Genomic DNA, 24,780 nt, shown 5'->3' with positions numbered 1-24,780 from the left:
CAGTCAGTGTTTCTTAATTCGGATGCTATATATCAAACTCGTCTCAACCGGGGTTAACGCCCTGCGGCTCATGAGCAACACTGACAGAGCGAATAACTACACTTCGATGGCGGCTACGATGGCGTTGCTCAAGCGGGCCAGGTACCGGCCGTGTGGTTCCTGGGGTTCCGTGGTCAGGATGATGGCGGCGGCGTCGAGTTGAGGATCGATCCAGAGGACTGTTCCCGTTGCGCCGCCGTGTCCATATGCCTGGTCAGAGAGAAGATCGCCGTAGTAATCGCTTTTGGCCCGGGTGACGATCTGCCAGCCCAGTCCCCAGCCTTTTCCCTGGCGGGCGGTTTCCGAGAGGCCGGGAATTTCAGGCAGCTGGTCACGGGTTGCCTGGCGGATTGTCTGTGCGGAGAAGAGGCGCTGATCCAGAGCCAGTCCCTGCTGCTGCAGCATATCGACCAGCTTTCCCAGGTCTGTGGGGGTAGTAAAGAGTCCGCCCCAGGGAGCACCAAAGCCACGCCAGTAGGGACTGTTCCAGTCCCAGTGGGGCTCCACATTCAATTCCGGGGGCACATGGATTTCGACGATGCGCTCCAGGCGGGCCGCGTCTCCCTCAGACCATGCGGGGGGAACGCCCAGGGCGGTGTCGTGCATCTCCAGCGGCTGGAAGAGTTCGTCCTGCAGATACTGGGGAGCCGACTTGCCTGTGATGCGTTGGATCAGTTCGCCGAGAATCGCGATGCCGGTACTTTGATACTGCACGATCCGGCCAGGTGGTTCGTCGGGCGTCAGTTCACAAATCTGTCTGACGAATTCGGACAGCGGGGCCTGGGCTGATCTCAGTTCGCGATTATTGGGCAACATGTCCGGCAGGCCTGAAGTGTGTGTCATCAGATTTCGGATCGTAATTCCGTGTTTGCCGGCACAACCGAATTCAGGGATGTATTGTTTCACACGGTCGTTGAGCAGCAGTTCCCCCTGTTCGAGCAGCTTGAGCACGCCGAGCACGACGATGGGTTTGGTGATGGAGGCCACCAGGAAAATCGCATCGTCACGCAGGGTGCCGTTGTCATCTTCGACGTGCTGTCGCCCCTGGCAATAGTGACACGTGGTTTCACCGGTCATGACCTGTAAGGCGATCGCGGGAACCTGACCGGATTCACAATACTGGTCGACGAGTTGTACGACGGTCTGCCAACGTGCGGGATGAATGCGGGACATCTGGATTTTATTTCCTGCTGTATGGGTTGCTGCGGGAGTGTGTCCGGAACGGAGTTCGGGAGACGCACTACGCCTAATATACCCGGTCGGTTGCGAATTGTCCCTCATAAAGGGAGTTCGTGTGGTTGTGCACCAGGTGTTCGGTTTTCAGGTCGCGTGGTGGGTGGCGATTCGTAAGATTGCTGGGTTGGAGTTTTCGTGTTTTGTGGATACCTGAGTTTGTTGTGTTCATGGGTAGGATTGCTGTGAATATTTTTGTGGTTCGTACAGTCGGTTTCCTGCTCGCTGCGCTCGGCCCGAATTACATTCGGGGCCACCCTTTTTTTGTGAGTGGATAAATAATGATACCTGATTCTATTACTCGTCAGGACTGATTACCGGCGGCTAGCGCCTTGCCGCTCAGTTTTATTGAGGACCGTTATGTTTGGATTGTATTTTGAGAAAGGGCGTCGCTGGGTCAAGCGGAGATTGTGCTATGGGGGGGACTGTGAAATCGTGTGAGTTGCTGGCGAATGTGCTGCGAAATGCTCTGAAGGTGCTCCGAAATGATTTGAGATTTTACGAGACATGGGGAACCGGTGTTTTTTATTCCAGTGCAGATGTAGTGAAAATCGACGTTGATTCAGGTGCTGTTGTGTTATTAGTGCGTTGTGTTCCGGTGCACGCATCGTCCGCCTCGCGCGCGAAGCACAATTGCACAAGAATAGGATTCTGGGAGCGTCGATCAAGTCCAGTCTGTTCAGTTGCGTGCAGGTGATTTTCAGGGAAGCAGATCGACAGGCGGGCATGAATGTGTCGTCTGTGTCACGGGAGGGACGTTTCGCGTCAGCGGTGACGGGGACAATAAAAAAAGCGAAGGCCAACCGGAGTTGACCTTCGCTAATGACTTCGAATGGTAGAAAAAATCAGTAAGGGATTTCGACATCATGCAGATGCATGAACTGGTTCAGCCTGGTGATTTCCAGGACCTCGCGGATATCTTCCGAGGGGTTATACAAATGGATGTCGATGTTGAGATCTCGCATGGAAGCCAGCAGCCCGAGCATGCCGCTCGGAATCAATTTGACGCCGGTGAGGTCGAGAGCCAGTGTTTCACACTGATTTTCTTTGACCAGTTCCAGCAATTCATCTCGAATATCTTTGACGCTGAACGTATCAAGGATATCCTTCCCGCCAAACCCTGCCACACAGAGTGGACCGGCATGGTAAACCTGGAGTATGCCTCCCTGTTGAACCGTCATCTTGTACTCATCCTTATGAAAGGGACAGGAAACGCAGCAGCAGAAGAATAAAATATGTAAGAGAACAACAAAGTCCCGGGTGCTGCATTACGTTTCAGATGCTTGACGCAAGCATACTCTGGCAATTCATGTGCCAATCAGCGAGCCCCGGAATCCCGGCGACGTGATCGGATCGCCACATAAAGAACACTAACCATAAAGAACTGTCAAATAATCACTTAGCAACTCGCCAATCACTTATTTAAAGAAACTGTTAAATTCGGGAGTCGCAAAAAGGTGCAGTAAAATACCTCACTCTGTAGTAAATTGAAACACACGGCCGATGGCACTCTGCCTGTGGTGGGCGCACGCTCTGCCCTGATAAGCGGCAGCAGAGGGTTGGCGATGTAACCAAAGAAAAAGCCCGCTCGACAAATTGCCAAGCGGGCTTTGGATTCGCGGGAATCCACTTAGGGTATTGTTACCGGTTCAGGTTTAGCGAACCCGAGCCTTGAAGGTGACGACACCTCCGGTATGTCCTTTGACTGTTTCATCGACTTCGAAGGTCAGGATGAGGCTGCCTTCCTGATTGTCTTCGACGATGAGCCGCCCTGCTCTGTCTGAGGTGGCACTGTCTTCGATGTATTCCAGACGCGGTGTCAGGTTGTCGACGATCTTGATGCCTTCGACATCGAAGTCACCCACGTTTTCATATTTGATGGTAAACAGGATCTCGTCACCCGGCTTGGCATTTTTCTTGTCAGCCATTTTGATGAGTTGAAGATTACCTTCGGTTTTACGTTTGTCTTCGATGCCAACGTATTCTTCCGGCTTGACGGCACTCTTCGAAGAGTGAGCCGACTGGGAGCGAATCGCGATGACAGGGAACTGAGCTCGAGACCAGATAGCTGCGGCCTGAACCTGGTAAGCAATGCGTGCTTCGTCCGACTGTTCAAACTGTCCTGTGGTTTCGGTGCCTGTATCCTGGTAGAGGTTGGTCAGCTTGGTATGACCGCCCAGTAAAGCTGTCTGTCCCACAGCACCCTGCTGTTGTTCGGTTTCGACGCCACTGGCGCGGGAACGCATGCGGATGCCTTCGAGCTGCTCACGTTGTTTGTGCTGAGAGATCACAGTCCGAGCATCGATGCCGACGCCTTTAACGGTATCTTCCGTGGTGGCCAGAGCATCGATTGAAGTTCCGGACAGAGGAGTGCTCGCGGTGCGAATCGCAGCGAAACGGGGTGCGTAGACCGCGACCCGGTTTGATTTCTTGACTTCGTGATTGCCTTTGTGGGTCTGGTATTCCACGATGGTATCTTCGGTATCCAGTCCCAGGCGGCTGTAGTCATCATAATGGACGGGGTTTTCGCGATCACCGCCGTCGAACAGATATTCGTCGGGGTACATTCTGACCATTTCAGGGTCGCTGCCGGCGGGCAGTGTATAATCTCGCTGAACCGCAGCTGAGAACTCGCAGTATGCGGGACGCGGAGGACAGGCAGCAGGCATCGGTTGCTGATAAGCGACCTGTTGAATCGGTGAGGCAGCTGCAGGCTGTTTCGCAGGCGCGGAAAGACGAGCCGCTCCGACATTGGCATCAAAGTCGGCATGCTGAATGGCAGGAGGCTGCTGATCGATGGGTGAAGCGGTCTGTTTGCTCCAGGGGAGCGATCCTGTGACAGGTGACAGACTGGAACACCCGCTACTGACACTCAGCAGTATCATCGCAGCCGCAGAGCAGACACGCTGCACTCGCGATGCTCCTCTCAATTTTCGGTACGACAGATTCAACACGGGATTTCCTTCACTTACACCATTCTCAGTTCTGGTCAGCCGGAGCCTGTAATTCGACTACAGGAGCTCCACCATAAAACGCGGGATCTTCACCACGCGTTGAAGGCAGTCGGCCGCCAATTCGTAAGATCAACATCGGACGCCCTAACAGATCGGCCTCGGCGATCAGATTCTTCTGCGCTGAGATCGATTGTGTCGGCTGTTTCTGATAAGTCGCTGGAACCGCAGTCTGGGGACGTTCCAGGTACACAACCTTGGAAACCATTCTACCAGACATGACCAGTTCGATATCTTCTTCGGTAATGCTCACCGGCACGGGATACTGTTCTGCCAGTCCCGCTGGTGGATGCAGGCGATCGATGAGTTCAATCGTCGGATACAGCTCGACACCCGGAAATTCAGGCATGTCGCTGATTTTAACGCGATAGACATAACCGACGGCAAAGCCAATCGGAGCAGGTGATGCTTTCCGAATCGTCTGCTCGGGACCATTCACATAGAAAGTGACAGTTCCTTTGGAGGGCAGCGAAACCCGCATCGGCTGAACATAGCCTTCCTGAACCTGACCTGAGAGAGCGGCCCACTGGCCAGCAACTCCCGGAGGCGTGCGCTGATTGAGGGGATGGTAGAACCGGTTCCCCACATTGTATTGCCGTCCGCCAACCATCTGCTGCGACCAGGCGGTCTGCAGATCCATGACAAAAACGATCATGGTCATTAACAGCATGGCTAATAAGCGTGATCGGTTTTGTCGAATGAAACTTGTCATAACAGAAATTTTCTACAATCAGTTGTCCGAAAGGATGACAGGAGAAAAATCAAGACGGTTGCGAAGCAGGAGAGGAAACAGGTCGAGCAGAAGTGCAATCGAAAAGACAAGGGGCAGCACTCCCTGAAGGCGACAGGGAGTGCTGCGTGGGTCCTGAGTCTTTTAATATCCCGGGCCGGGAGCCATCGTACGAGGATACGATACCTGGCCTGGAGAGTGTACCGGATGACTTTCTGAGTACTGGATGTACTTGACAGGTTTCGGCAGGCTTGGAGCCGGATCCTGTTTGACATCGATCAGGAAGTGATCAACCGGTTTCGGAAGATTGGTCTTGGAGACGTTCCGAATGGTGTGTGATTTCAGACTGGCGGGTCCCCCCAGCGGAATGTGAGGAGGTCCGGGCAATCCGATCGGTGTACCGGTCATCGGCATACCCCAGGCGGGAGTTGGTCCCATGCCTGCAATCGGGTTGTAAGCCGGCTGACCAGGTGCTCCCATTCCTCCGACCATGGTCGGAACCGGGACACCGGAAGTCACACCAATGGTATCTCCGGGGATCGGCATGGGAGCCATGTGAGCTCCAGCGTCACCATCGTAAGAGACCTGTGATACTGTTTCGTTTCCACCGTCACCGGAGGGCATCTCCAGATCCATGTTACCCATCCGCAGGACAGCCATGATCGTACCGCGACGATCTGCTTCTGCGACAGGGTCTACACCGGGATCAAGACGGGTAGAAACCAGAGTTTCGACACCGGCGATTGCCAGTTCCTGGAATTTTTCATCCGGCAGGTAGATGACCTTAGTAACAAAGTTGTTACTTTCAACCTGATCCAGGTCTTCCGGAGTGATTTCCAGAGGAATACTGTTGTGTGACAGGTAAGCATCGGTCGTCGGATGCGACGGATAAACCTGCAGTGACGGATACAGTGCCGGAATTGAGCGGCCCGGAATGTGTGACAGCTTTAACCGGTAGGTTGCCCCCTGGTTAAAGTTGTAACGTCCAGGAGCGGTGATCTGGTTTTCGGCATAACCTTCCGCAACCTGCCAGCCCACTTTCATGCCAGCGGGACCCACAAACCGAATCTGTGATGTCCGTGCAGCGAATGCACTGGCTGGTGGTGGTGCCAGCATCGGCAATACGCCGGGACCTGGTCCATCCACCATTGGCCCCGGCCGCTGCATCATGGCAGCGGGTGGAGCAACATACTCACCCTTTTTAATAACTTGCTGTCCGTCGGCTGCACAGCCAACACAGACAACAACCAATGTACCTAAAGCCAGGAAGTAGTACTTCATCATGACCCCTTGTTCGAATACCCCACGACGAATAATGCGACTAGTTAAGTGAAGAACCGCCCATCACAAACACAGACGTCGATTCCTGGGAATTGGGAACGGTCGACGTACGGTTCAAAAAAGACTCAGTTTTCAGGTCGACCCCAAACCCGAATATCCGTTAAAATGCAAAGACCCTGAATTTCAACGCAACACTCTGAGCTGTACGGCCTGCTGACTGCATACTCCAGCCAGCTAGAGGTACATGGATGACCTCATACATCTGTTTTCGGACCGAAGTGGTCTGATTCTTTGATAAATTCGTTTTTTTCCGAACAATTAGAACATGTTACGCAATTTAACTTTTATGGTCGGCCTCCTGTTACTGGCAGGACTTTACAACTTTTTTCCCTGGGAACAGTTATCACAAGCTGCTGCTGCTAATAAGGATACAGCGACAGTTCCCCAGGCGAGTCTGGCCCTGGCTGATCCCGAAAGCAGTCCCGCGGAGGTCCCGGAAGGTGATTCTTCAGGCGAAAAGAATCTGAAAAAAAATCCGGCTTATGCAGAGGCACTCCTCAAAAAATCGAGGGAGAAACTGCTGGCCTACAGCTCAATCCAGGCGGAAATCACGGAAACAGTGCAGATCGGCCCCAAGCCGTTTCACATTAAAGGGAAGTATCTGCAGGGAAAAGACCTGAAGCTCAGACTGGAATTCGAAGTCCAAAGCCGTAAAGAGGACGGAAAACCGGTCGGAACCCTGCTCGAAATCTGTGATGGACAGGTTCTCTGGACAGAACACAATATTAAAGGGAATTCTCGAGTCACCCGCCGTGATGTACAGGCAATCATGAAACAGGCCCAGATGAATCCCAACTCCCAACCAAATCTGCTGGTGGCACAACTCGGTCTGGGTGGTCTACCCGGGCTGTTAGCGGCGATTCAGAAGAACATGCAGTTTGAAAGCGTCGCCGAACGAACCATCAGTGGCAAAACCCTGACCGTTCTGAATGGAAGCTGGAAAGAAGGCTTTCTCGCTCAGTTTAAAGGGGGAGATCCCAATGCCCCGGCCCAGTTACCCGCTTATGTGCCGGATGGAGTCAGAATTTATCTCGATCCAGACACTCTGTTTCCACGCCGGATTGTCTACCTGAAAAAGAACCAGGAAACCATGGACCGCATGGTGACCCTGAATTTCAGCAAGGTGACCCTGAATGCCCCTATTGCTGCGACGCAATTCGCGTATGAACCCCCCGATGGTGTGTTTCCGGTGGATATCACTCATCAATACCTTAAACAGTTAAGCCAATAAACACGTATGAAACGTAGCAGGGCTCCCGTTCTATTACACTTTCGGGTCGAAACGAGGGAGTCCTGGCAATCTGCTCTCACATTAAACTCTGAAATATCATACACTTAATGAACTTAGACCTGCGTTTAATCCTTTCCGGAAGCCAGTTAGAACTGCGGACCACTCCTCATGCCGGCAGCATTAACAGAACTTGAACAGCGAACCTCCCGCTGGCAGAAAAACTCGCCTCTGCTGGTGGTTCCGAGCTGGGCTGCCTCACTGGCCATTCATTCGCTGATTCTGCTGATTCTGATCTCCAGCCTCAACCGCTGTGACAGTGGCCAGACCGGCGGTGATGAAGGTGAACTCCGTAGTGTAGGCATCTACGTCAAACAGTCCCCCGATGCCGATCAGCTGGAAGACGCGGATCAGGAACCACAGGAAACGCTTGAAAACCAGCCGACTCCGCTGGCGCAACCACAGGTGACCGAGGTCATGGACCAGAAACCGCCCGTGGATCCACAATTACCTGAACTCAACACCAAACTACTGGGAGCAGGTCCGGTGCAGTCGCCGAATCTCCCGAACTCCCCCAATTCAGATCCCACCAGCGATCTGGTGATGTCACCTGCAGCAGCCCTGGCCCCACCTGTGATGGGTTCCGGTAAAGTCAACTTTTTCGACGCCGTCGATTCCGGCAAACGGTTCGTGTTCGTCATGGACTGCTCAGGCAGTATGGCTGCTCCCCAGGGCGCCCCGATCCGCAAGGCCCGCTCCGAGCTCATCGCCAGTCTGTCCGGGCTCAATCATCATCAGCAGTTCCAGATCATCTTCTACAATACAACCACCCGGGCGATGAAACACCGCGGAAACGACTCCGAAATGCCCTATGCTTCGGACATCAACCGCACGCTGGCACGTCAGTTTATCCAGAGTGTCGAGCCCGATGGCGGTACTGATCACCTGCCCGCCTTAAAGAGAGCTTTAAGTTTTCACCCAGATGTCATATTCTTCCTGACGGACGCGAAACATCCTCAGCTCTCCAGTGCAGATCTGAATGAAATTCGCCGTCTGAATGCTGGTAAAGCGAAGATTCACTGCATCGAATTCGGCGAGGGGTTTCCGGTGAAAGAGGGGAATTCCCTCGATAAGCTCGCGCGACAGAATCGAGGCAGTTACCGCTATTACAATGTCCGTAAATTTATTATCAAACGCTAGGAGGTCAGCACCATTGAATCTGCTGATCTTCTCTGGATTCATCTAACCTCTGAGAAAGTTACTGCTGCATGTCCGCCACGGTTTCTAAAGCGACCCGCTATACACTGCTGCTGATCTGCCTGATCTTCTGCGTAGGCTGTGATCAGTACACGAAGAAGATTGCGGTCGATAATCTGCAGAACAAACGCCCCATTACCTATTTCAATAACACACTCCGCATGGAATATGCCGAGAACACCGGGGCCTTCCTGAGTGTCGGCAGCGGTCTCTCTAAACCGGTCCGCTTCTTCCTGCTGGTCGTGGCCAACGCCGCCTTTCTATTGATTGTCGCTGGTATGCTGATCTTTCGCTGGCAGATGCCTCTGGTTCAGTTTATTGCCCTCTCCCTCTTGCTGGCAGGAGGGATCGGTAACCTGATTGACCGCGTCTTTCTCAATGGAATCGTCATTGACTTTCTGAATATTGGTCTCGGTCCATTGCGCACTGGCATATTTAATGTAGCCGACATGGCAATTACCGGCGGTGCGATTCTGATGCTGATCTCCTGGCTCTTTACCAAGGAACCGAAGCAGCAGAATTCTGATTCACAACCGACTCCCCCGGATCAGGCGGCCCCCACAGCTGCGGAGTAACCTGCCCCGAGATTTGGAAACCCGGAATTGATGAAGTGTACTTTTTTGATCATGATCCTGACTGTGGCAGCCCTGACCGGGTTCACCAGTTCAGCCGCTGCGCAGGATAAGATCGAAGTCCGCCCCGATCATCATGTGGGCCAGGCAACACTCCCCTGCACGATTCTCGATTTCACCCAGTCAGAAATCAAAGTCAAGCTGCTGCCCAGCGGTACAGTCCGCACCTATCCCGGCTCGGAAATCGTCAAGGTGCATACGCCCCAGACGGAATCTCACCAGCGCGGTCTGGACCAGATGCACCAGGGCAAATACGACAAAGCCACTCAGTCCTTCAGTGAAGCGTTGAATATCGAAAACCGTACCTGGGTCCGACGTGAGATTCTCGCTCAGCTGATTAAAGCAGCCCTGTTTCAGGGGGACATCCTCAAAGCGGCACTTCGCTTCCAGACCATGGTCGAACATGAGCCGGACGCCCGCTACTTCGAGCTGATTCCCCTCGACTGGTCGATCAGCGAAAGTCTCTCTCCGGCTCGCAGTGCAGCACGAGGCTGGTTGACGGATCCTAACGAAGTCAGACAACTGCTCGGAGCCAGCATTCTGCTGACAGCCCCGGATTTTGCTGCCCAGTCGGAAGCAACCCTGCGTTCCCTGGCCACCAGTACCAATCGGAATATCCAGCAACTGGCACGCGCCCAACTCTGGCGACTCCGATTGCGGGCAGGTGACATCAGTCTGCTGGAACTGCAGCGTTGGGAACGAAATTTGAAACTGATTCCGGAACACCTCCGGGGAGGCCCCTGTTATCTGCTCGGTGCGGGCTACGCTCAACTCGACCGTCACGGCCAGGCAGCAGCCTGGTATCTCTGGGTCCCCCTGGGTTATGCTGCAAATCCGCAGCTGTCCGCCGACGCCAGTCTCAAAGCCGCCGACTCACTCAAGGCCATGGGACAGTCAGCCAATGCCCTGCGGCTCTACCAGGAAACCGTCGCCCGTTATCCAACAACGACAGCGCGACAGATGGCCGAACAGATGATCAATCAACTGATGCAGGAAGCGGGTCAGAAAAACTGATCTCGGGAAAACAACTCTTTGAATTCACGAACACACTGGAAAAGAATATTTTGATGGATCGCAGTAAATCACCACTGAAGAGATTCGCACTCCCTTGCCTGCTCTGCTGCCTGAGCCTGTTGACACCCGCTCTCTGCCTGGCAGCCGATGATTCGGGGGACGCTGGTGCTTCCGAAGTATCAAAAGTCGACCTGCGTCAACTGGTCGATGATGCGGGAACCATCGGTATCATTATCGCCGTACTCAGCATCGCGATGGTCGCACTGATTGTCGAGCATCTCATCAGCATTCGCAGTAACGCTTTGATGCCTCCTGGACTCGCAGAAGAAGTCCACTCCCTGATCGCGCAGCAGCAGTATCGCAGTGCCGACTCGGTCTGTAAATCGAACCCCAGCTTCCTGTCCTATATCCTTTCCGCCGGTCTGTCTGAAGTTCAGATGGGATATGGGGCGGTCGAGAAAGCGATGGAAGACGCCGCCATGCAGCAATCTGCCCGTCTGAATCGTAAAATCGAATACCTGTCTGTAATTGGCACCCTCTCCCCGATGCTGGGTCTGCTGGGTACCGTCTGGGGGATGATCCTCGCGTTCTCAGAATTCACAGCGAAAGCGAATCCTGATGTGGCTGAACTTGCCCCCGGGATCTCCAAGGCACTGATTACAACCCTGTTCGGTCTGAGTGTCACAGTCCCCGCACTGGCCAGTTTTGCTTTCTTCCGCAACCGGATCGACGAACTGGTCGCCCAGTCCTCACTGCTGGCCGAACATGTTTTCGCAGACTTCAAACACGCTACGGTCCTCGGAAACCGACCGGTCCCCAAGCAACCCCGTAAGCGTGCGGAAGAGGAACTGGCACAACGGATGACCAATCAACAGACGGCCCATCCGGCTCCCCCTCCCGGAGGCCAGGAAACGTGAGAATTCCCACGCGCCCCCGCCAGGCCGGCATTCGGTTCAATATCACCCCGCTGATTGATATCGTCTTTCTGCTGATTGTCTTCTTTCTGGCTGCGACGCACTTAACTCAAAATGAAAAGCTGGAAGCGGTTGAACTACCGGAAGCGTCTCAGAATGAAACCGAACCGGAGGAAGCCCCGCGACGTATCATCATTACCATCACCCCGGATGAAAAACTGCATCTGAGGGGGAATGATATTTCACCGGAAGAACTGGACGCGCAGTTAATTTCACTCGATGAAGATAAACGGAAAGAGACAGAAATCCGAATTCGGGGCGATCGACATATTCCTTATCGCATCGTCGAAAGGGTCTTGATCAGTTGTGCCCGCGCAGGGATCTCCAATGTGCAGTTTGCCGTGCTGAATGACTGATACTCAACATTATGAAAATTCCCTCACATCACCACAGTCGCTCTGATATCCAGGATCAGGCTACCATGACGCCGATGATCGACGTGGTGTTTCTGCTGCTGATTTTCTTCATCAGCGCCTCGGCCAACCAGATCCGGGAATTCCTGCTGCCCACCGAACTGGCCACGGGCAGTATTGAATCGACGGAAACAGTACCGCAGGAAAAACCACTGGGGGAAGTCTGGTTAAAACTCAAATACCGTGATGACCAGACCATTGTAGAATTAAATGATCGCGAGTATGCTCAGTTCGACCAGTTGAAACAGACTTTGACCGAACTGGCAGAACTGGCTCCTGAAATTCCGGTGATCCTCGATATCAACGAAGATGTCCCGCTGGGTGAAATGATTCGCACTTACGACACCTGCCTGGCAGCCGGTTTTCAGTCAATCAATTTTGCCACGGACGCCAGCAAAGTCGCTCCCCCGAAGAAACCGATTACCGCTCCCAACTGAATTCCGAACCAGCCATGATTCTGTTTGATACCCACGCCCACCTCGACGAGGAAGCTTTTCACCCCGACCGCAATGAAACTGTGGAACGTGCTCTGGAGGCAGGCGTCCAGACCATTCTCACCATCGGAACCACAGCCGACAGCAGTCAGCGGGCCGTCGATCTGGCAGCCACCTTTCCCCAGGTCTATGCGGTCGTAGGCATTCAACCCAATTATGTCGCACAGATGAAACCGGGTGACTGGGAGCGGATCCTGACTCTCTCCACCGCAGACAAAGTGGTCGGAATCGGAGAAACCGGTCTGGACCGTTACTGGGACTACGCTCCCATCGAACTGCAGCAGGACTACTTCAGCAAACACATTCAGCTCTCCCGCGAACGTGATCTCCCCTTCGTGGTGCACTGCCGGGAAGCAGAAGCCGATGTCGTCGATCTGCTGCAACGCGAAGCAGAACAGGCCCCATTCAAAGGTCTGATGCACTCTTTCTGCGGGACTCCGGAAACGGCTGCTGCCTGCCTGGAACTGGGAATGTACATCTCCTTTGCCGGGATGCTGACCTTCAAGAAGAACGATGAACTGCGCGAAACCGCGCGGCTGATTCCCCTCGACCGCCTGCTCGTTGAAACCGATGCCCCCTATCTGGCACCGGTACCACAGCGGGGCAAACGGAACGAACCCGCGTTCGTGAAACACACCTGTGCCTGCCTGGCAGAGCTTCATGATAAGACACCCGAGGAGATGGCTGAGATCACCACGCAGAATGCCAGAACACTCTTCCAGTTGAACTAGCTCTCGCGACCCAGCAAATCTCATCTTCCGCCCTGAATCAGGATTCAGTCAGAATCCGTTTTTCTGGCGAGAGAATATTTTCATTTGAGCTTCATCCTGCTATTGTTACACTTAGCTCAAACAGACAAATAACTTGCGTCAATCAATCACCACAACAGGTATCATAAGAACGCGTTCAAAGTCACGGCAGCAACGGACTGCTCTCCCCTGAGTATCTCCACCCGTCGTTTCGCTGAACACGGGATTCGGGCTAGGATGGTCATGATCAAACAGTGGCTCGCGAACGCCTTCGCAATCGAACGACCGGAAGATTTCGCTCCAACTGCCGAGCAGCAGAAAGTCGCTGACCACATCTGCCGCGAGATTGTCCGCAGGGACATGGTCACCCTCGCCATCCTCTCACTGGAAACCTGCCGCCCCCTGAATTACGTCGGCGCGCAGGCCCTGCACTTTTTCACTCCGTTTCTCTCCATCCTGATTGAGCCCCGCTCACAAAAACTCTTTGCAGAATTCCTGGAGCAACGCGGTTCAATTGAATGGATGTGCCAGCGTCTGGAATCCCTCAGTCAGTCGAAGACCGATGGCTCAACGGCTGCGACTTCACAGAAACCGCCCCCCGTTGGTTCCCCTCATAATCCCGAGGACGGTTCCTGACCGAGACAAATCAGCACGATCACAGCGTCCCCTGCTTTCCCGCTTACATGGATGGTGAGTCACAGAATGAACTCCGCAACAGAAAAAAAACTTGATCCTGATCAAATCAATGTGATTCTCGCCACAGACTGCGGCAGTACCACGACCAAAGCCATTCTCATCGAAAAAGTAAATGGCGAATATCGTCAGACCTATCGTGGTGAAGCGCCGACTACGGTCGAAGAGCCGGCCGCGGATGTGACCGTAGGGGTCGTCAATGCTGTAACCGAAGTCGGGGAACTCGCGGGTCGCAAACTGATTGACGAAAACGACGAAATCATCCGCCCTGCCCAGGGAGATGTCGGCTGTGACATCTATATCTCGACTTCCAGTGCGGGAGGCGGACTGCAGATGATGGTCGCCGGCGTTGTGCGGGAAATGTCGGCCGCCAGTGCCAAACGGGCTGCGTTGGGGGCGGGTGCCATTGTGATGGACACGATCTGTTCCAACGACAAACGGCTGCCTCACGAACAGATCCAGCGAATCCGGGAACTGCGTCCCGACATGATTCTGCTCGCAGGAGGGACCGATGGTGGTACTCAGAAGCATGTGGTACAGCTGGCAGAACTGATCGCTCCTGCCAAGCCGCAGCCCCGCTTTGGTGGCACCTATAAGATGCCCATCATCTACGCCGGCAATCAGGAAGCAACCGAACTGGTCGAAGAGGCCTTTGACGAAGACGTCAAGCTGACAACCGTCGCTAACGTGCGTCCGGTGCTGGAACAGGAGAATCTGGCTCCTGCCCGCGATGCGATTCACGATCTCTTCCTCGAACACGTGATGGCCCATGCCCCGGGCTACAACAAACTCATCTCCTGGGCGGATGCCCCCATCATGCCTACTCCCGGAGCTGTCGGAAATATCCTGCAAACCATCGCCGAACGACAGGGAATCAATGCACTGGGAGTCGACATCGGCGGTGCCACGACCGATGTCTTCAGTGTCTTTGATGGCACTTTCAACCGTACCGTAAGCGCCAACCTGGGTATGAGCTATTCCATATCCAATGTCTGTGCTTCCGCGACTCTGCCCATGATTCTCCGCTGGGTGCATCTGAATATGGATCCGCGTGCCTTACAGAATCACATTAAGAACAAAATGATTCGCCCCACGACCATTCCCCAGACCAGGGAAGCTCTGGTGTTCGAGCAGGCCGTAGCCCGGGAAGCACTCAGGCTGGCATACATCCAGCACAAGGAATTCGCTACGACACTCAAAGGGGTTCAGCAGCAGCGGACCGTAGGAGATACCTTCAGCCAGGAGACCAGCGGTCAGTCCATCGTCGATAACATGAAACTGAATCTGCTCGTGGGTTCTGGTGGCGTACTCTCACATGCCCCCAACATGCAACAGACGGCGGCCATGATGATCGATGCCTTTGAACCGGAAGGCATGACCGTGCTGGCTAAGGACAGTATTTTCATGATGCCTCATCTTGGTGTTCTGGCTCAGGTTCATCCGGCTGCAGCACTGCAGGTCTTCGAACGAGACTGTCTGATTTATCTGGGAACCTGCATTGCTCCCCGCGGTTTTTACAAGGCTGGTAAAACCTGCTTCGAATACAAAATCACTGGCAAAACATTGAATGAATCGGGGGAGATGGTTTGTGGCGACATGCGGCTGTTCCCCCTGGGCGATGATGAATGGGCCAGCGTGAGCGTTGAACCCCGCCGTGGTTATGATTTTGGAGCAGGCTCCGGCAAACGGGTTGAATTCAAAGCACGGGGTGGAACCGTAGGCCTAATTCTGGATGCCCGCGGCAGACCGCTCATGGTCCCCGCAGATGAATCGCGACATCTGGCTGAACTCAACAGCTGGGTTGAAGAACTGAAACTTTACCCGGAAGTCACTTAGAGAACCGACACTATGACACAGGCTTATTCTCCAGGATTACAGGTACGCAGGCAAACGCTGCATTCCAGTCGACGGATTCTTCCGATCCCCGGCGATGTGCTCGTTAAGGTCGGCGAACAGGTTACCGCACAGCAGATTGTCGCTCAGACCTTCATGCCCGGCGATGTTACACCGATCAACGTTGCCAACCAGATCTCCGTCGCGCCCGCTGAAGTTCCCGGCTGTATGCTCTTCCAGGAAGGCGACGAAGTCCAGGTGGGCGACCTCCTGGCTCGCAGTAAAGGTATCTTCGGATTCTTCAAATCAGAAACGAAAGCCAAAACCGCAGGGACCATCGAATCGATTTCTCATGTCACCGGACAGGTGATCCTCCGCGGCGCCCCCCTGCCGATCCAGGTGCGAGCCTATCAGGCAGGCATTATCAAAGAGGTGATTCCCGGACAGGGCGTCGTCATTGAATCTCAAGTCACCTTCCTGCAGGGAATTCTGGGAATCGGCGGGGAAGCTTATGGCAAGATTCAGTTTGCCTGCCAGATCAAGGACCAGCCATTGACAGAAGACCTGCTCGACGAATCGATTAAAGGTAAAATCGTGATTGGCGGAGCCCGCATGACCGGCACCGCAGTCAAACGTGGCATCGAACTCGGGGCTGCAGCCATTGTTTCGGGTGGGATCGATGACGAAGACCTCAAAGAGATCCTGGGCTATGACCTGGGTGTCGCGGTCACCGGTTCTGAGCATCTCGGAACCACTCTGATCATTACCGAGGGTTTCGGGGACATCGCGATGGCCGATCGAACGTTTAACCTGCTCAAAGAACGGGAGGGAGCGGAAGCCGCCGTGAATGGGACAACCCAGATCCGGGCAGGTGTGCTTCGACCGGAAATCGTCATCCCGCTGGATATAAGCATGACCTCCGACTCTTCCGCGGAAGACGTTGAAGTCACTTCCGGTCTGCTGGAGACCGGCGTCCCGGTCCGAATCATTCGCGATCCCTATTTTGGGCTGCTGGGAGAAGTCGGCGAGATGCCCACCGAGTTGAGAACGCTGGAATCAGGTTCCCAGTCCCGGGTACTCGAAGTCATTCTTGATTCGGGTGAGAAAGTGATTGTCCCGCGTGCCAATGTAGAACTCATCGAAGGATAAACCATGATCAGTTCATTTAATCATATGCTGAAACAGACGCTGCTTCCGCTGCTGATGCTCTGCCTGCTGCTGTCACCGGCGCTGGGAGCAGAGGCTCCTGCTCCACCGGCCAATTTCCAGGCTCAGGATGTCCCCGGAGATGCAGGGACCGCCATTGATTTGAGCTGGACTCTTTCTCCCGACGATGAAGAACAGACCAAACCGCGGAAAGTCCTGCGATATGTCATTTCACGAAAGGTTTTCACCGGTGATGCCAAAACATTGACACCGGGAACAAAGCTCACAGTCGAAGTCGGCGGTAAAGAAATGATCGTCGAAGTCATCAAGGACATGAACGAATACCAGCTTGTCGGCGAGACCACCTATAGTGTCAATAAATTCCGCGATTCCAATTGTGAAACTGATGTCCCTTACCTGTATCAGATTCAAGCCATCGGTCAGGAGGGACTGGTATCAACGCCAGTCGTTCTCGAGCAACCAGTGGTAGCGCAGCTGCAATGGTTCAATCTCCAACGGGGCTGGTTTGCCATGTTTGTGCTTCTGATCTGCGGGTCAGTCATCATGTTCATTGAAATGGCCCGCCGGGGAAAGAAACTCAAGGTCCGCAAAATCGCCGGTCTGGAAGCGATCACCGATGCAGTGGGCCGCGCGACCGAAATGGGACGCTCCTGCCTGTTCGTTCCCGGTATTCAGGACATTAACGATATCCAGACTGTCGCCGGCATCACCGTACTGGCCCAGGTCGCAGAAACAACCGCCGACTATCGTGCGACTCTGGAAGTCCCCACTTCACGCTCCCTGGTGATGACCACCGCCCGCGATACCGTGGAAGCCGCATACCTCGCCGCGGGTCGTCCTGATGAATACAACGAAGACGATATTTACTACATCACCGACGAGCAGTTTGGTTATGTCGCCAGCGTGACTGGCAAAATGGTGCGAGACAAACCCGCCGCCTGTTTCTATATGGGTGCGTTTTACGCCGAGTCCCTGATTCTGGCAGAAACCGGAAACTCGGTCGGTGCGATTCAGGTTGCCGGCACAGCCATGCCGACTCAGCTCCCCTTCTTCGTCGCTGCCTGTGACTTCACTTTGATCGGCGAAGAGTTCTTCGCCGCTTCCGCTTACCTGTCACGGGAACCTCAGCAGCTGGGGAGTCTCAAGGGACAGGACTTCGGCAAGCTGGTGGGAGGCATCGTGCTGGTCGTTGGCTGCGTGATTGCCACCCTTGCTGCTTTTGAAGCCAAGGCAGCTCCTGCAGAACAGGAAGCACCGACTTCCCTGGAGTCAGCTCAGACCTACATCAAAGAGAACATCCTTGGTAAGGGAGGTTTTTAATAATGAAACGGACAATCCCCCTGTTGATCTCTGCGGTGACAGGCTTCGTGCTGATCGGCACGGCCTTCATCCCCAAATTCGTGGACTGGGGAAATACCGCGATGGCCTGGTTTAATATCCTGGCAGCCTTCGCGTTTATTCTCGGCGGCGGAAACCTGCTCAAAATGCAGTTACAGAAAATTTCAGCACAACAGCCGGGCTGGGGTTATGCTGCAGTCACGCTGATTGCGTTTTTTATCACCCTGTTCGTCGGGTTATTCAAGGTCGGCGTGCATCCCAATATCAATGCCGCAGAGCTGCCCTGGTCGGGAGACTTTCTGGAGGAAGGCAGCGCATTCTGGTGGCTGTTCGAGTATATCTTCTATCCACTCTCAGCGACCATGTTTGCCCTGCTCGCCTTTTATATTTCATCCGCTGCATTTCGTGCCTTCCGGGCCAAAAACACGGAAGCGACGATTCTGCTGGTCATCGCCGTGATTGTCCTGCTGGGACGAACCTATGCCGGCGAATGGCTTACCGGCAGCTGGCTTCCCGAAGAACCCATCATGGGCTTCAAGGAAGTCTACTACAGTGACTTTAGATTACCGCATCTTTCGCAAATCATTATGGACGTTTTCACCACCCCCGGCATGCGGGCCATCACGATTGGAATCGCATTGGGAGTGGCTTCGACCTCATTGAAAGTCCTGCTGGGCGTCGATCGTTCTTACCTCGGGTCGGATCAGGAGGCATAACCCATGTTACAGTTTCTACAAAACCTGGACCGCCGCTGGATCTTTCTGCTGATGCTGTTTGCGGTCGCGATTCCCCTCATTATGGGGACAACCTTTCCGGAAAAACCTTCTGACCAGGTGATGTCCGTCTTTCACGCGGTCGACGATCTGCCTGATGGCTCCAATATCTTCATTGCCCTCGATTACGATCCGGCCAGTGAAGGCGAACTTCAGCCGATGGCTTCTGCATTCACCCGCCACTGCGCTTTGAAAAAACACAACATTTACTTCATGACACTCTGGCCACAGGGAGTTCCCATGATTCAGCGTTCGGTTGATATTCTGGAAAATGAATTCCCCGATACCTACAAAGGCAAGTATGGCACCAAATACGTGAACCTTGGTTTTCGTACCGGGAATGAAGGGGTGATTAAGCTGGTCGTAGAAGATTTGAAAAAAACATATTCGACCGACATCAACAGCACCAGCCTCGATAATCTCCCACTCACGAAAAACCTGAAGAACATTCAGCAGGTCGATCTGCTGGTCAATGTGAGTGCCGGCTACCCGGGCTCCAAGGAATGGGTGCTCTATGGGTCTGCTCCTTTCGATATTCCCACGGTCGTTGGTTGCACCGGAGTTCAGGCTCCGATCATGCTGCCTTACATCCCCAAGCAGTTAATCGGCATGATCGCTGCGATCAAAGGTGCTGCGGAATACGAACAGGCCATCATCAACGCCTACCCCCAACTGGAGGACAATCCGGCAGCGAAAGAGGGACTCAAACGCATGGGCCCTCAGTTGGTGGCCCATGTCCTCCTGATCGGATTGATTGTACTGGGAAATGTGATTTACTTCTGGGAACGTAAGCTGGGACTGTATCGATGAAACAATCTACACTCATCTGGACAATCTTGATGGTCGCTGGTGGCGGGTTCCTGCTCTTTCAGACGATCGACAAAAAAAGTGGCCGCGTCTATGTACGTGACGTTCCCGTGGAAGCGAAGTCCTCAGTTGAGGGAGCGGAACAGGCTGTAGAGTGGACCAAAACGCAAGTCGTCCCCGAAGCAGAAAAAGATCAACCAGGAGTTAAGGTGGGACTCTCCCGCACGATTGGTCTCTGGGTGGCTGCTCTCTGCACACTGGCGATCTTCTCGTTTCTCTACGGCGATAATCCGATCTATAAATTCACGGAATCCGTGTTCGTCGGTGTCTCGGCAGGCTATGCGATGGTGGTCGCGTTCTGGTCGGAAATCATCCCCAATCTGTTCGGCAAACTGTTTCCAATCCAGGCGAGGGATATTTTCTTTCTCGAACTCAACGAGGGAGAGATGACTGCCAACCTCTGGTATCTGATTCCACTGGCCATGAGCGTCTTGCTGCTGCTGCGTCTTTCCCCTAAAGGAAGCTGGCTCGCCCGCTGGCCTCTGGCATTCTTCATCGGTGCTACCGCGGGAATTCGGCTCATCAGTTACCTGGAAGCAGACTTCGTCGGCCAGTTGCAGAATACGATTATGCCCTTTGTCGTCTTTGGCGCAGACGGTAACTGGCAGATCGTGGAATCGCTCAAGAACACAATCATCATTGTGGGTGTGGTCTCCTGTATGGTTTACTTCTTCTTCTCCATTGAGCATGAAGGCTTCGTGAATTACGTCTCCCGTCTCGGCGTCTGGTTTTTGATGGTCACTTTCGGTGCCAGTTTCGCTTACACCGTGATGGGACGCATCGCACTGCTCAGTGGTCGACTGGACTTCCTGTTCCACAACTGGCTGGGAATCGGTCTCTAAGTTTTGTTTTGAGCAGAAGATAATACAGCCACGGTGTGCGACTGCTGATATTTTGATTGATAAAAAAACATGAAGAAGCCGTTTTTTTATCAAAAGCCGCGGCGACAGAGGTTACGTGTCCATTTCCTGATCTGCTATAGTGAAATTCCCACCGGTTGCCCGCCCCGGGTCGATCCTGAAAAAATATCCAGGGAAGAAACTGATTAGAAATGAATTCACAGTCCTCTTGTGCAGAAGTGGAACTGAAGGGTGGTCTCGAAGAGATCGCACTCCCCACCTATAAATTTTTCCCCGGCTGGTCCATTCTGGGAATCGCGGCACTGGCCCAGTTTCTGTCCGCACCTGGTCAGTCTTTCTCAGTCGCTGTCTTCAAAGATCCCATGCGGATGAGCCTCGGGCTTTCCGAAACCCAGTACTCACTCGCCTATGGATTCGCTACCATTGTCAGCGCCTGTCTGCTCCCCTTCATCGGTCGCATGCTGGATCACTGGGGTGCCCGCATCATCCTGCCGATCGTGGCGACTGGTCTGGCGATCTCCTGTTTCTTCATGTCGCAGATCCATACCCTGGGCAGCCTGTATCTGGGCTTCAGCCTTGTCCGCAGCCTGGGACAGGGCGCACTGACACTCATCTCGGTCTGGATGGTTGGCGAATGGTTCGAAAAGAAACGGGGACGTGCCACAGCCCTGGCCGGTTTTGGCAGCGCTTTTTCTGTGATGACAGTCCCCTTTATTAATAGCTGGCTGATCAGCGAGTATGGCTGGAAAACAGGCTGGATCTTCCACGCGGTTACCGTGGCAGTCTGTCTGATCCTCCCGGGAATCTTTATCGTGAGAAACCGGCCCGAGGATCTCGGCCTGCACCCGGATGGCATCGATCCCGAACAGAAACCCGAGCCCGATCCTGAAGAGAAGTCAAAGCGTCCCCTGATCACAGCCACGATTGAATCCTGGACGGTCCGCCAGGTCCTTCGCGACCCGACCTTCTGGAAACTGCTTTCGGTGATCACCACTCATGCCTTGGTCGGTACCGGACTGGTCTTTCATCAGATCGCCTTGCTGGGCAGTCATGGCGTGCCCACAAACTGGGCAATCCGCATGATGGCCTTTCAGGCCGTGTGTGCCACTCTGCTGATGTTCCCGGCCGGCTGGTTGACCGACCGCTTCCCCAGCCGCTACATCCTCTGCTTTTCCATGCTCTGCATGGCACTGGCGAATCTCATCGTATTGACCATGCCTGCGATCTGGATGGTCGTTGTCTACACCTTCCTGCTGGGGATCACCGGGAGTATCTTTCGCAGCACAGCCACAGTCGTCTGGATCAACTATTATGGCCGCATGAATCAGGGCTCCGTACGTGGCGTGGCCTGGTCAATGATGATCCTTGCTTCCGCCCTGGGGCCCCTGCCGGTCGCCATGTCGATTGATTACTTCGGATCTTACAACCCGGTGCTCTATCTGTTCATGGCGCTCCCACTGATGGCAGCCCTGGCCGTCTGGTCTGCTCATCCTCCGACATTGTTTAAGGACGAGAAGCCTGCTACAGAACCGGAAGCCGCGAATTAGCGAAGACTTCAGAGTTTAGATCCGCAGTACTTACAGAAGGTAGCATCGGAATCGTGTCCTTCCTTCATGCATTCCGGACAGACCTGCGTCGTAACCCAGTGTGAGGCCTTCTTTCCGCCGGGATGTGCCAGTTCCGCAGAAACGATCCCCGTTGGAACAATAATCAGGCTGTAACCCAGAATCATGATGACCGCCGCCAGAAACTTTCCAAGCGGCGTCACCGGCGCGATATCCCCATATCCGACAGTCGTCATGGTCACGATTGCCCAGTACATGCTCTGAGGAATCGAAGTAAATCCACTGTCCTGATCCCCCTCGATCAGATACAGGGCGGTCCCTTCGATCACAACAGCAATTACGACAGTTGCCAGGAAAACTGTGATTTTGGAACGGCTGGCCCAGATCGCCCGCCGCAATTCCGAGGCTTCTGTCAGCATGTGGGCGAGCTTGAAAATTCGGAACGCACGTAACAACCGCAGTGCGCGGATCACGCCCAGACTCTGCATTTCCAGCGGCGCGAAGAACATCAGGTAGGTAGGCAGAATCGAGAGCAGGTCTACGATGCCGTAAAAGCTGACGATGTACCGCAGAGGGTGCCGGGCACAGCTGATGCGGGCCGCATATTCAATCGTAAACAGAATGGTAAAAAACCACTCGGCATAGCCGAATTCCTGACCATACTGTTCATCCAGAGAAGGAACACTCTCGAGCATGATGACCAGCACACTTAATAGAATGGCAACCAGTAGCACGACATCAAACATTTTCCCAGCAGGCGTATCCGCTTCAAAAATGATCTCGTACCAGCGATCGCGCCAGTGTTCCGGTTTACGTCGGGGAGCAGGTTGAGGCTCATTCATAAGTGGTGATGGTTCGTTTCAACGAGGGATATTCAAGATTACTTCAGCGGGTATCATTGACTGAACTGCCTGCAGATTATGGGCGATCAGGCACTTGCAGGTCAACCTGACTCCTGATCCCTGTCAGTGATCCTGATGATGCATCATTTCGCAGTGATTGGGCGATCTACTTCTGAAACTGAAACGAGTACAAGTCCGCATCTTTCAACTTGAACCGCAGACGAACTGGTTTACCAGCCAGCGTACTGACGTTTGCCCCCTGTTTCCAGGTGACTTTGCGATCCAGTGTATCGCCGAAGAGTTCGACGGAATCAGCCAGGGAAAAGCCTTCAATCGGCTTTCCGTCAGCGGTTTGCAGCCCCACCCATATACTTCCAGCCGCAGAAGTTGAGAAGTTGACTGACAGTGTCTTCCCCGCAAACACAAATGGTTGCGTAATCAGTTCCCCTCCCTTAAGAGAGGCATGCACCGAGGTGAAGCCATCCATTCTCAAAGAATAACGTCTGAGAGCGCCCCCTTTTCCATGCCAGTAATCTTCAGCGGCATAGAGTGACAGTTCATTCGGAGCACCGGGCAGATCCGAAGCGGTTTCGACCAGATGTTCTGCGATAAACTGATGCCCGTACTGCCAGGTTCCTGTACGCTCAATGCCCGGTCGCAGAAAGGCTTCGTTCCAGCGTTTAAAATGGATACCATCCCGACTGGCCATCAACAGCCCTTCACTGATCGCGGTGCCGTAGCGTTCTACCGAAGAGGCTCTCAATTGACGACGCTCCGGATCGGGTAGTGCCCGCATCGACTCGGACCAGCCACGCTCAACATAGCGTGCAGGAAAACCAATACGAATATGTGGGGCCCGCAGGTAAGGCTTCACCTGGTTTGTATACAGTTCCTCGTCGGGTGAATCAGCGTAGACCAGATCGATGCCTTCACTCCAGTTCAGAAAATCATCAGAAGTCGCTGTCTGAATCGCACGGATCCCTTCTGGCTTCCAGGTCTTGGAGTTGGTGACTCCTCCTGTAAATACACGAAAGTACGTGCGATATGTTTGATGATCCTCATCCCAAAAGGCCAGATTCTGCGAGTCGAAGGCCCCTTCTGTAATCACAGCCTTCTCCTGCATTAACTTCCAATGAATCCCATCTGCTGACTGGAAGGCATGCAGGCCTCCTTCATTCTGCAGTCCCGCCAGTGCTTTGAAGCGTGCCTCAGGTTTGCATTCCGGATTTTCATCTTTGAATGGAGCGAAGTTGTGTGTTCCCAGGCCTTCCAGAATGATGTTGTTCTGCTTTGAACCCTGAAACTCGACAATCCCCAGTTCCGGACGCGTCCAGTGAATTCCATCTTTACTTTCAGCATAACAATAGTATGGCTTATGGCTGCCCGTGCTGATGCGTCCCTGGGACACCTCGATGTGCGTACCGCGGTAATAAAGCCGATAGAGGTCTCCATCCTGGATGATCGTATGATAGCCGGAACTGCTCCCCTCCCAGGGTTGATCGAATCGAAAGACCACTTCGCGGGGCACAGGATGCTGTAACCGGATCTCGGCTTCCCCAGAAAGATGATCGACCAGTGCGTCGTCGACAAACAGTTCCCGTCGTGTCCCGATCGACAGTGGTTCTGTTGCGGGCAGCAAGTCAATCCACAACACAGACAGTAAACAGATCAAAGCAAAACGGATGACGCATGCAGACATGGTGTAGGCTCCTGGTTGAGTATGAGGG

The 24,780-nt window shown here is 53.8% G+C and carries 23 protein-coding genes; 16 read left to right on the top strand and 7 right to left on the bottom strand.

Annotated elements, in window-relative coordinates:
• Nucleotides 1-96: 96 nt before the first annotated feature.
• From F1728_RS26110 to F1728_RS26090, 5 genes are all read right to left on the bottom strand, one after another.
• Entirely contained in the window at nt 97-1,212 is a 1,116-nt protein-coding gene (locus F1728_RS26110; RefSeq protein WP_194242535.1) for a serine hydrolase domain-containing protein, read from the bottom strand.
• Between the two features lie 905 nt (nt 1,213-2,117).
• The gene (locus tag F1728_RS26105) at nt 2,118-2,453 is read right to left on the bottom strand and encodes an STAS domain-containing protein (protein ID WP_155366489.1); all 336 of its coding nucleotides are present in this window, start codon (nt 2,451-2,453) and stop codon (nt 2,118-2,120) included.
• 474 nt (nt 2,454-2,927) lie between these two features.
• Complete coding sequence (locus F1728_RS26100) at nt 2,928-4,184, bottom strand: isopeptide-forming domain-containing fimbrial protein (protein ID WP_155366488.1); 1,257 nt, start codon at nt 4,182-4,184, stop codon at nt 2,928-2,930.
• A 67-nt stretch (nt 4,185-4,251) separates the two neighbouring features.
• Nucleotides 4,252-4,995, bottom strand: a complete 744-nt coding sequence (locus F1728_RS26095) for a hypothetical protein (RefSeq protein ID WP_149344650.1) — start codon at nt 4,993-4,995, stop codon at nt 4,252-4,254.
• A 162-nt stretch (nt 4,996-5,157) separates the two neighbouring features.
• A complete protein-coding gene (locus F1728_RS26090; protein ID WP_228030356.1) occupies nt 5,158-6,297 on the bottom strand; it encodes a hypothetical protein in 1,140 nt (379 codons plus the stop codon).
• 322 nt (nt 6,298-6,619) lie between these two features.
• Here F1728_RS26090 and F1728_RS26085 point away from each other — a divergent pair, with 322 nt between their 5' ends.
• The 16 genes from F1728_RS26085 to F1728_RS26010 all read left to right on the top strand — a co-directional run bounded on the left by F1728_RS26085 (nt 6,620) and on the right by F1728_RS26010 (nt 22,193).
• A complete protein-coding gene (locus F1728_RS26085) occupies nt 6,620-7,585 on the top strand; it encodes a LolA family protein (protein WP_155366487.1) in 966 nt (321 codons plus the stop codon).
• 168 nt (nt 7,586-7,753) lie between these two features.
• Nucleotides 7,754-8,782 carry a vWA domain-containing protein gene (locus F1728_RS26080; RefSeq protein ID WP_155366486.1) on the top strand — a complete coding sequence of 343 codons (1,029 nt, stop codon included), beginning with the start codon at nt 7,754-7,756 and terminating at the stop codon, nt 8,780-8,782.
• Nucleotides 8,783-8,850: 68 nt separating this feature from the next.
• A complete protein-coding gene (gene lspA, locus F1728_RS26075) occupies nt 8,851-9,414 on the top strand; it encodes a signal peptidase II (protein ID WP_155366485.1) in 564 nt (187 codons plus the stop codon).
• 30 nt (nt 9,415-9,444) lie between these two features.
• On the top strand, nt 9,445-10,485 hold the full coding sequence (locus tag F1728_RS26070) for a tetratricopeptide repeat protein (RefSeq protein ID WP_155366484.1): 1,041 nt from the start codon (nt 9,445-9,447) through the stop codon (nt 10,483-10,485).
• A gap of 53 nt (nt 10,486-10,538) precedes the next feature.
• The gene (locus F1728_RS26065) at nt 10,539-11,402 is read left to right on the top strand and encodes a MotA/TolQ/ExbB proton channel family protein (RefSeq protein ID WP_155366483.1); all 864 of its coding nucleotides are present in this window, start codon (nt 10,539-10,541) and stop codon (nt 11,400-11,402) included.
• Nucleotides 11,399-11,815: an ExbD/TolR family protein gene (locus F1728_RS26060; RefSeq protein ID WP_145188048.1), complete on the top strand. Its 417-nt coding sequence runs from the start codon at nt 11,399-11,401 to the stop codon at nt 11,813-11,815. Before F1728_RS26065 ends, F1728_RS26060 begins: the two co-directional genes overlap by 4 nt.
• Before the next feature lie 11 nt (nt 11,816-11,826).
• Entirely contained in the window at nt 11,827-12,309 is a 483-nt protein-coding gene (locus F1728_RS26055; protein ID WP_145042143.1) for an ExbD/TolR family protein, read from the top strand.
• Between the two features lie 14 nt (nt 12,310-12,323).
• Nucleotides 12,324-13,097 carry a TatD family hydrolase gene (locus F1728_RS26050; protein WP_155366482.1) on the top strand — a complete coding sequence of 258 codons (774 nt, stop codon included), beginning with the start codon at nt 12,324-12,326 and terminating at the stop codon, nt 13,095-13,097.
• Nucleotides 13,098-13,352: 255 nt separating this feature from the next.
• Nucleotides 13,353-13,751: a hypothetical protein gene (locus F1728_RS26045; protein ID WP_155366481.1), complete on the top strand. Its 399-nt coding sequence runs from the start codon at nt 13,353-13,355 to the stop codon at nt 13,749-13,751.
• A 66-nt stretch (nt 13,752-13,817) separates the two neighbouring features.
• Nucleotides 13,818-15,644, top strand: a complete 1,827-nt coding sequence (locus tag F1728_RS26040) for a glutamate mutase L (protein ID WP_155366480.1) — start codon at nt 13,818-13,820, stop codon at nt 15,642-15,644.
• 12 nt (nt 15,645-15,656) lie between these two features.
• Nucleotides 15,657-16,790, top strand: a complete 1,134-nt coding sequence (locus F1728_RS26035) for a hypothetical protein (protein ID WP_155366479.1) — start codon at nt 15,657-15,659, stop codon at nt 16,788-16,790.
• A gap of 3 nt (nt 16,791-16,793) precedes the next feature.
• A complete protein-coding gene (locus tag F1728_RS26030) occupies nt 16,794-18,128 on the top strand; it encodes a DUF6754 domain-containing protein (protein ID WP_155366478.1) in 1,335 nt (444 codons plus the stop codon).
• 2 nt (nt 18,129-18,130) lie between these two features.
• Nucleotides 18,131-18,862: a hypothetical protein gene (locus tag F1728_RS26025; RefSeq protein ID WP_155366477.1), complete on the top strand. Its 732-nt coding sequence runs from the start codon at nt 18,131-18,133 to the stop codon at nt 18,860-18,862.
• A gap of 3 nt (nt 18,863-18,865) precedes the next feature.
• On the top strand, nt 18,866-19,729 hold the full coding sequence (locus tag F1728_RS26020) for a hypothetical protein (protein ID WP_145042150.1): 864 nt from the start codon (nt 18,866-18,868) through the stop codon (nt 19,727-19,729).
• The gene (locus F1728_RS26015; protein ID WP_155366476.1) at nt 19,726-20,628 is read left to right on the top strand and encodes a hypothetical protein; all 903 of its coding nucleotides are present in this window, start codon (nt 19,726-19,728) and stop codon (nt 20,626-20,628) included. The genes F1728_RS26020 and F1728_RS26015 overlap by 4 nt, the downstream gene beginning before the upstream one ends.
• Before the next feature lie 209 nt (nt 20,629-20,837).
• Nucleotides 20,838-22,193 carry an MFS transporter gene (locus tag F1728_RS26010; RefSeq protein WP_155366475.1) on the top strand — a complete coding sequence of 452 codons (1,356 nt, stop codon included), beginning with the start codon at nt 20,838-20,840 and terminating at the stop codon, nt 22,191-22,193.
• An 8-nt stretch (nt 22,194-22,201) separates the two neighbouring features.
• Here F1728_RS26010 and F1728_RS26005 read toward each other — a convergent pair whose 3' ends face one another.
• Together F1728_RS26005 and F1728_RS26000 are read right to left on the bottom strand one after the other, a co-directional pair.
• Nucleotides 22,202-23,053 (bottom strand): ion transporter, encoded by an 852-nt coding sequence (locus tag F1728_RS26005; RefSeq protein ID WP_155366474.1) that lies wholly within the window; start codon nt 23,051-23,053, stop codon nt 22,202-22,204.
• Nucleotides 23,054-23,219: 166 nt separating this feature from the next.
• Nucleotides 23,220-24,752, bottom strand: coding sequence for a hypothetical protein (locus F1728_RS26000; RefSeq protein ID WP_228030355.1), 1,533 nt, complete (start codon nt 24,750-24,752; stop codon nt 23,220-23,222).
• Nucleotides 24,753-24,780 lie beyond the last annotated feature (28 nt).

This window comes from Gimesia benthica (genome assembly GCF_009720525.1).
Classification (GTDB): domain Bacteria; phylum Planctomycetota; class Planctomycetia; order Planctomycetales; family Planctomycetaceae; genus Gimesia; species Gimesia benthica.
Note: the sequence above shows the minus strand (reverse complement) of the source record. Positions and strands in the feature narration are given on the sequence as shown.

Bases quoted from the DNA above. Each gene is read 5' to 3' on its own strand.
- F1728_RS26110 (WP_194242535.1), bottom strand. From the start codon at position 1,212: ATGTCCCGCATTCATCCCGCACGTTGGCAGACCGTCGTACAACTCGTC.
- F1728_RS26105 (WP_155366489.1), bottom strand. From the start codon at position 2,453: ATGACGGTTCAACAGGGAGGCATACTCCAGGTTTACCATGCCGGTCCA.
- F1728_RS26095 (WP_149344650.1), bottom strand. From the start codon at position 4,995: ATGACAAGTTTCATTCGACAAAACCGATCACGCTTATTAGCCATGCTG.
- F1728_RS26090 (WP_228030356.1), bottom strand. From the start codon at position 6,297: ATGATGAAGTACTACTTCCTGGCTTTAGGTACATTGGTTGTTGTCTGT.
- F1728_RS26085 (WP_155366487.1), top strand. From the start codon at position 6,620: ATGTTACGCAATTTAACTTTTATGGTCGGCCTCCTGTTACTGGCAGGA.
- F1728_RS26080 (WP_155366486.1), top strand. From the start codon at position 7,754: ATGCCGGCAGCATTAACAGAACTTGAACAGCGAACCTCCCGCTGGCAG.
- lspA (WP_155366485.1), top strand. From the start codon at position 8,851: ATGTCCGCCACGGTTTCTAAAGCGACCCGCTATACACTGCTGCTGATC.
- F1728_RS26070 (WP_155366484.1), top strand. From the start codon at position 9,445: ATGAAGTGTACTTTTTTGATCATGATCCTGACTGTGGCAGCCCTGACC.
- F1728_RS26065 (WP_155366483.1), top strand. From the start codon at position 10,539: ATGGATCGCAGTAAATCACCACTGAAGAGATTCGCACTCCCTTGCCTG.
- F1728_RS26055 (WP_145042143.1), top strand. From the start codon at position 11,827: ATGAAAATTCCCTCACATCACCACAGTCGCTCTGATATCCAGGATCAG.
- F1728_RS26050 (WP_155366482.1), top strand. From the start codon at position 12,324: ATGATTCTGTTTGATACCCACGCCCACCTCGACGAGGAAGCTTTTCAC.
- F1728_RS26045 (WP_155366481.1), top strand. From the start codon at position 13,353: ATGGTCATGATCAAACAGTGGCTCGCGAACGCCTTCGCAATCGAACGA.
- F1728_RS26040 (WP_155366480.1), top strand. From the start codon at position 13,818: ATGAACTCCGCAACAGAAAAAAAACTTGATCCTGATCAAATCAATGTG.
- F1728_RS26035 (WP_155366479.1), top strand. From the start codon at position 15,657: ATGACACAGGCTTATTCTCCAGGATTACAGGTACGCAGGCAAACGCTG.
- F1728_RS26030 (WP_155366478.1), top strand. From the start codon at position 16,794: ATGATCAGTTCATTTAATCATATGCTGAAACAGACGCTGCTTCCGCTG.
- F1728_RS26025 (WP_155366477.1), top strand. From the start codon at position 18,131: ATGAAACGGACAATCCCCCTGTTGATCTCTGCGGTGACAGGCTTCGTG.
- F1728_RS26020 (WP_145042150.1), top strand. From the start codon at position 18,866: ATGTTACAGTTTCTACAAAACCTGGACCGCCGCTGGATCTTTCTGCTG.
- F1728_RS26015 (WP_155366476.1), top strand. From the start codon at position 19,726: ATGAAACAATCTACACTCATCTGGACAATCTTGATGGTCGCTGGTGGC.
- F1728_RS26010 (WP_155366475.1), top strand. From the start codon at position 20,838: ATGAATTCACAGTCCTCTTGTGCAGAAGTGGAACTGAAGGGTGGTCTC.
- F1728_RS26005 (WP_155366474.1), bottom strand. From the start codon at position 23,053: ATGAATGAGCCTCAACCTGCTCCCCGACGTAAACCGGAACACTGGCGC.
- F1728_RS26000 (WP_228030355.1), bottom strand. From the start codon at position 24,752: ATGTCTGCATGCGTCATCCGTTTTGCTTTGATCTGTTTACTGTCTGTG.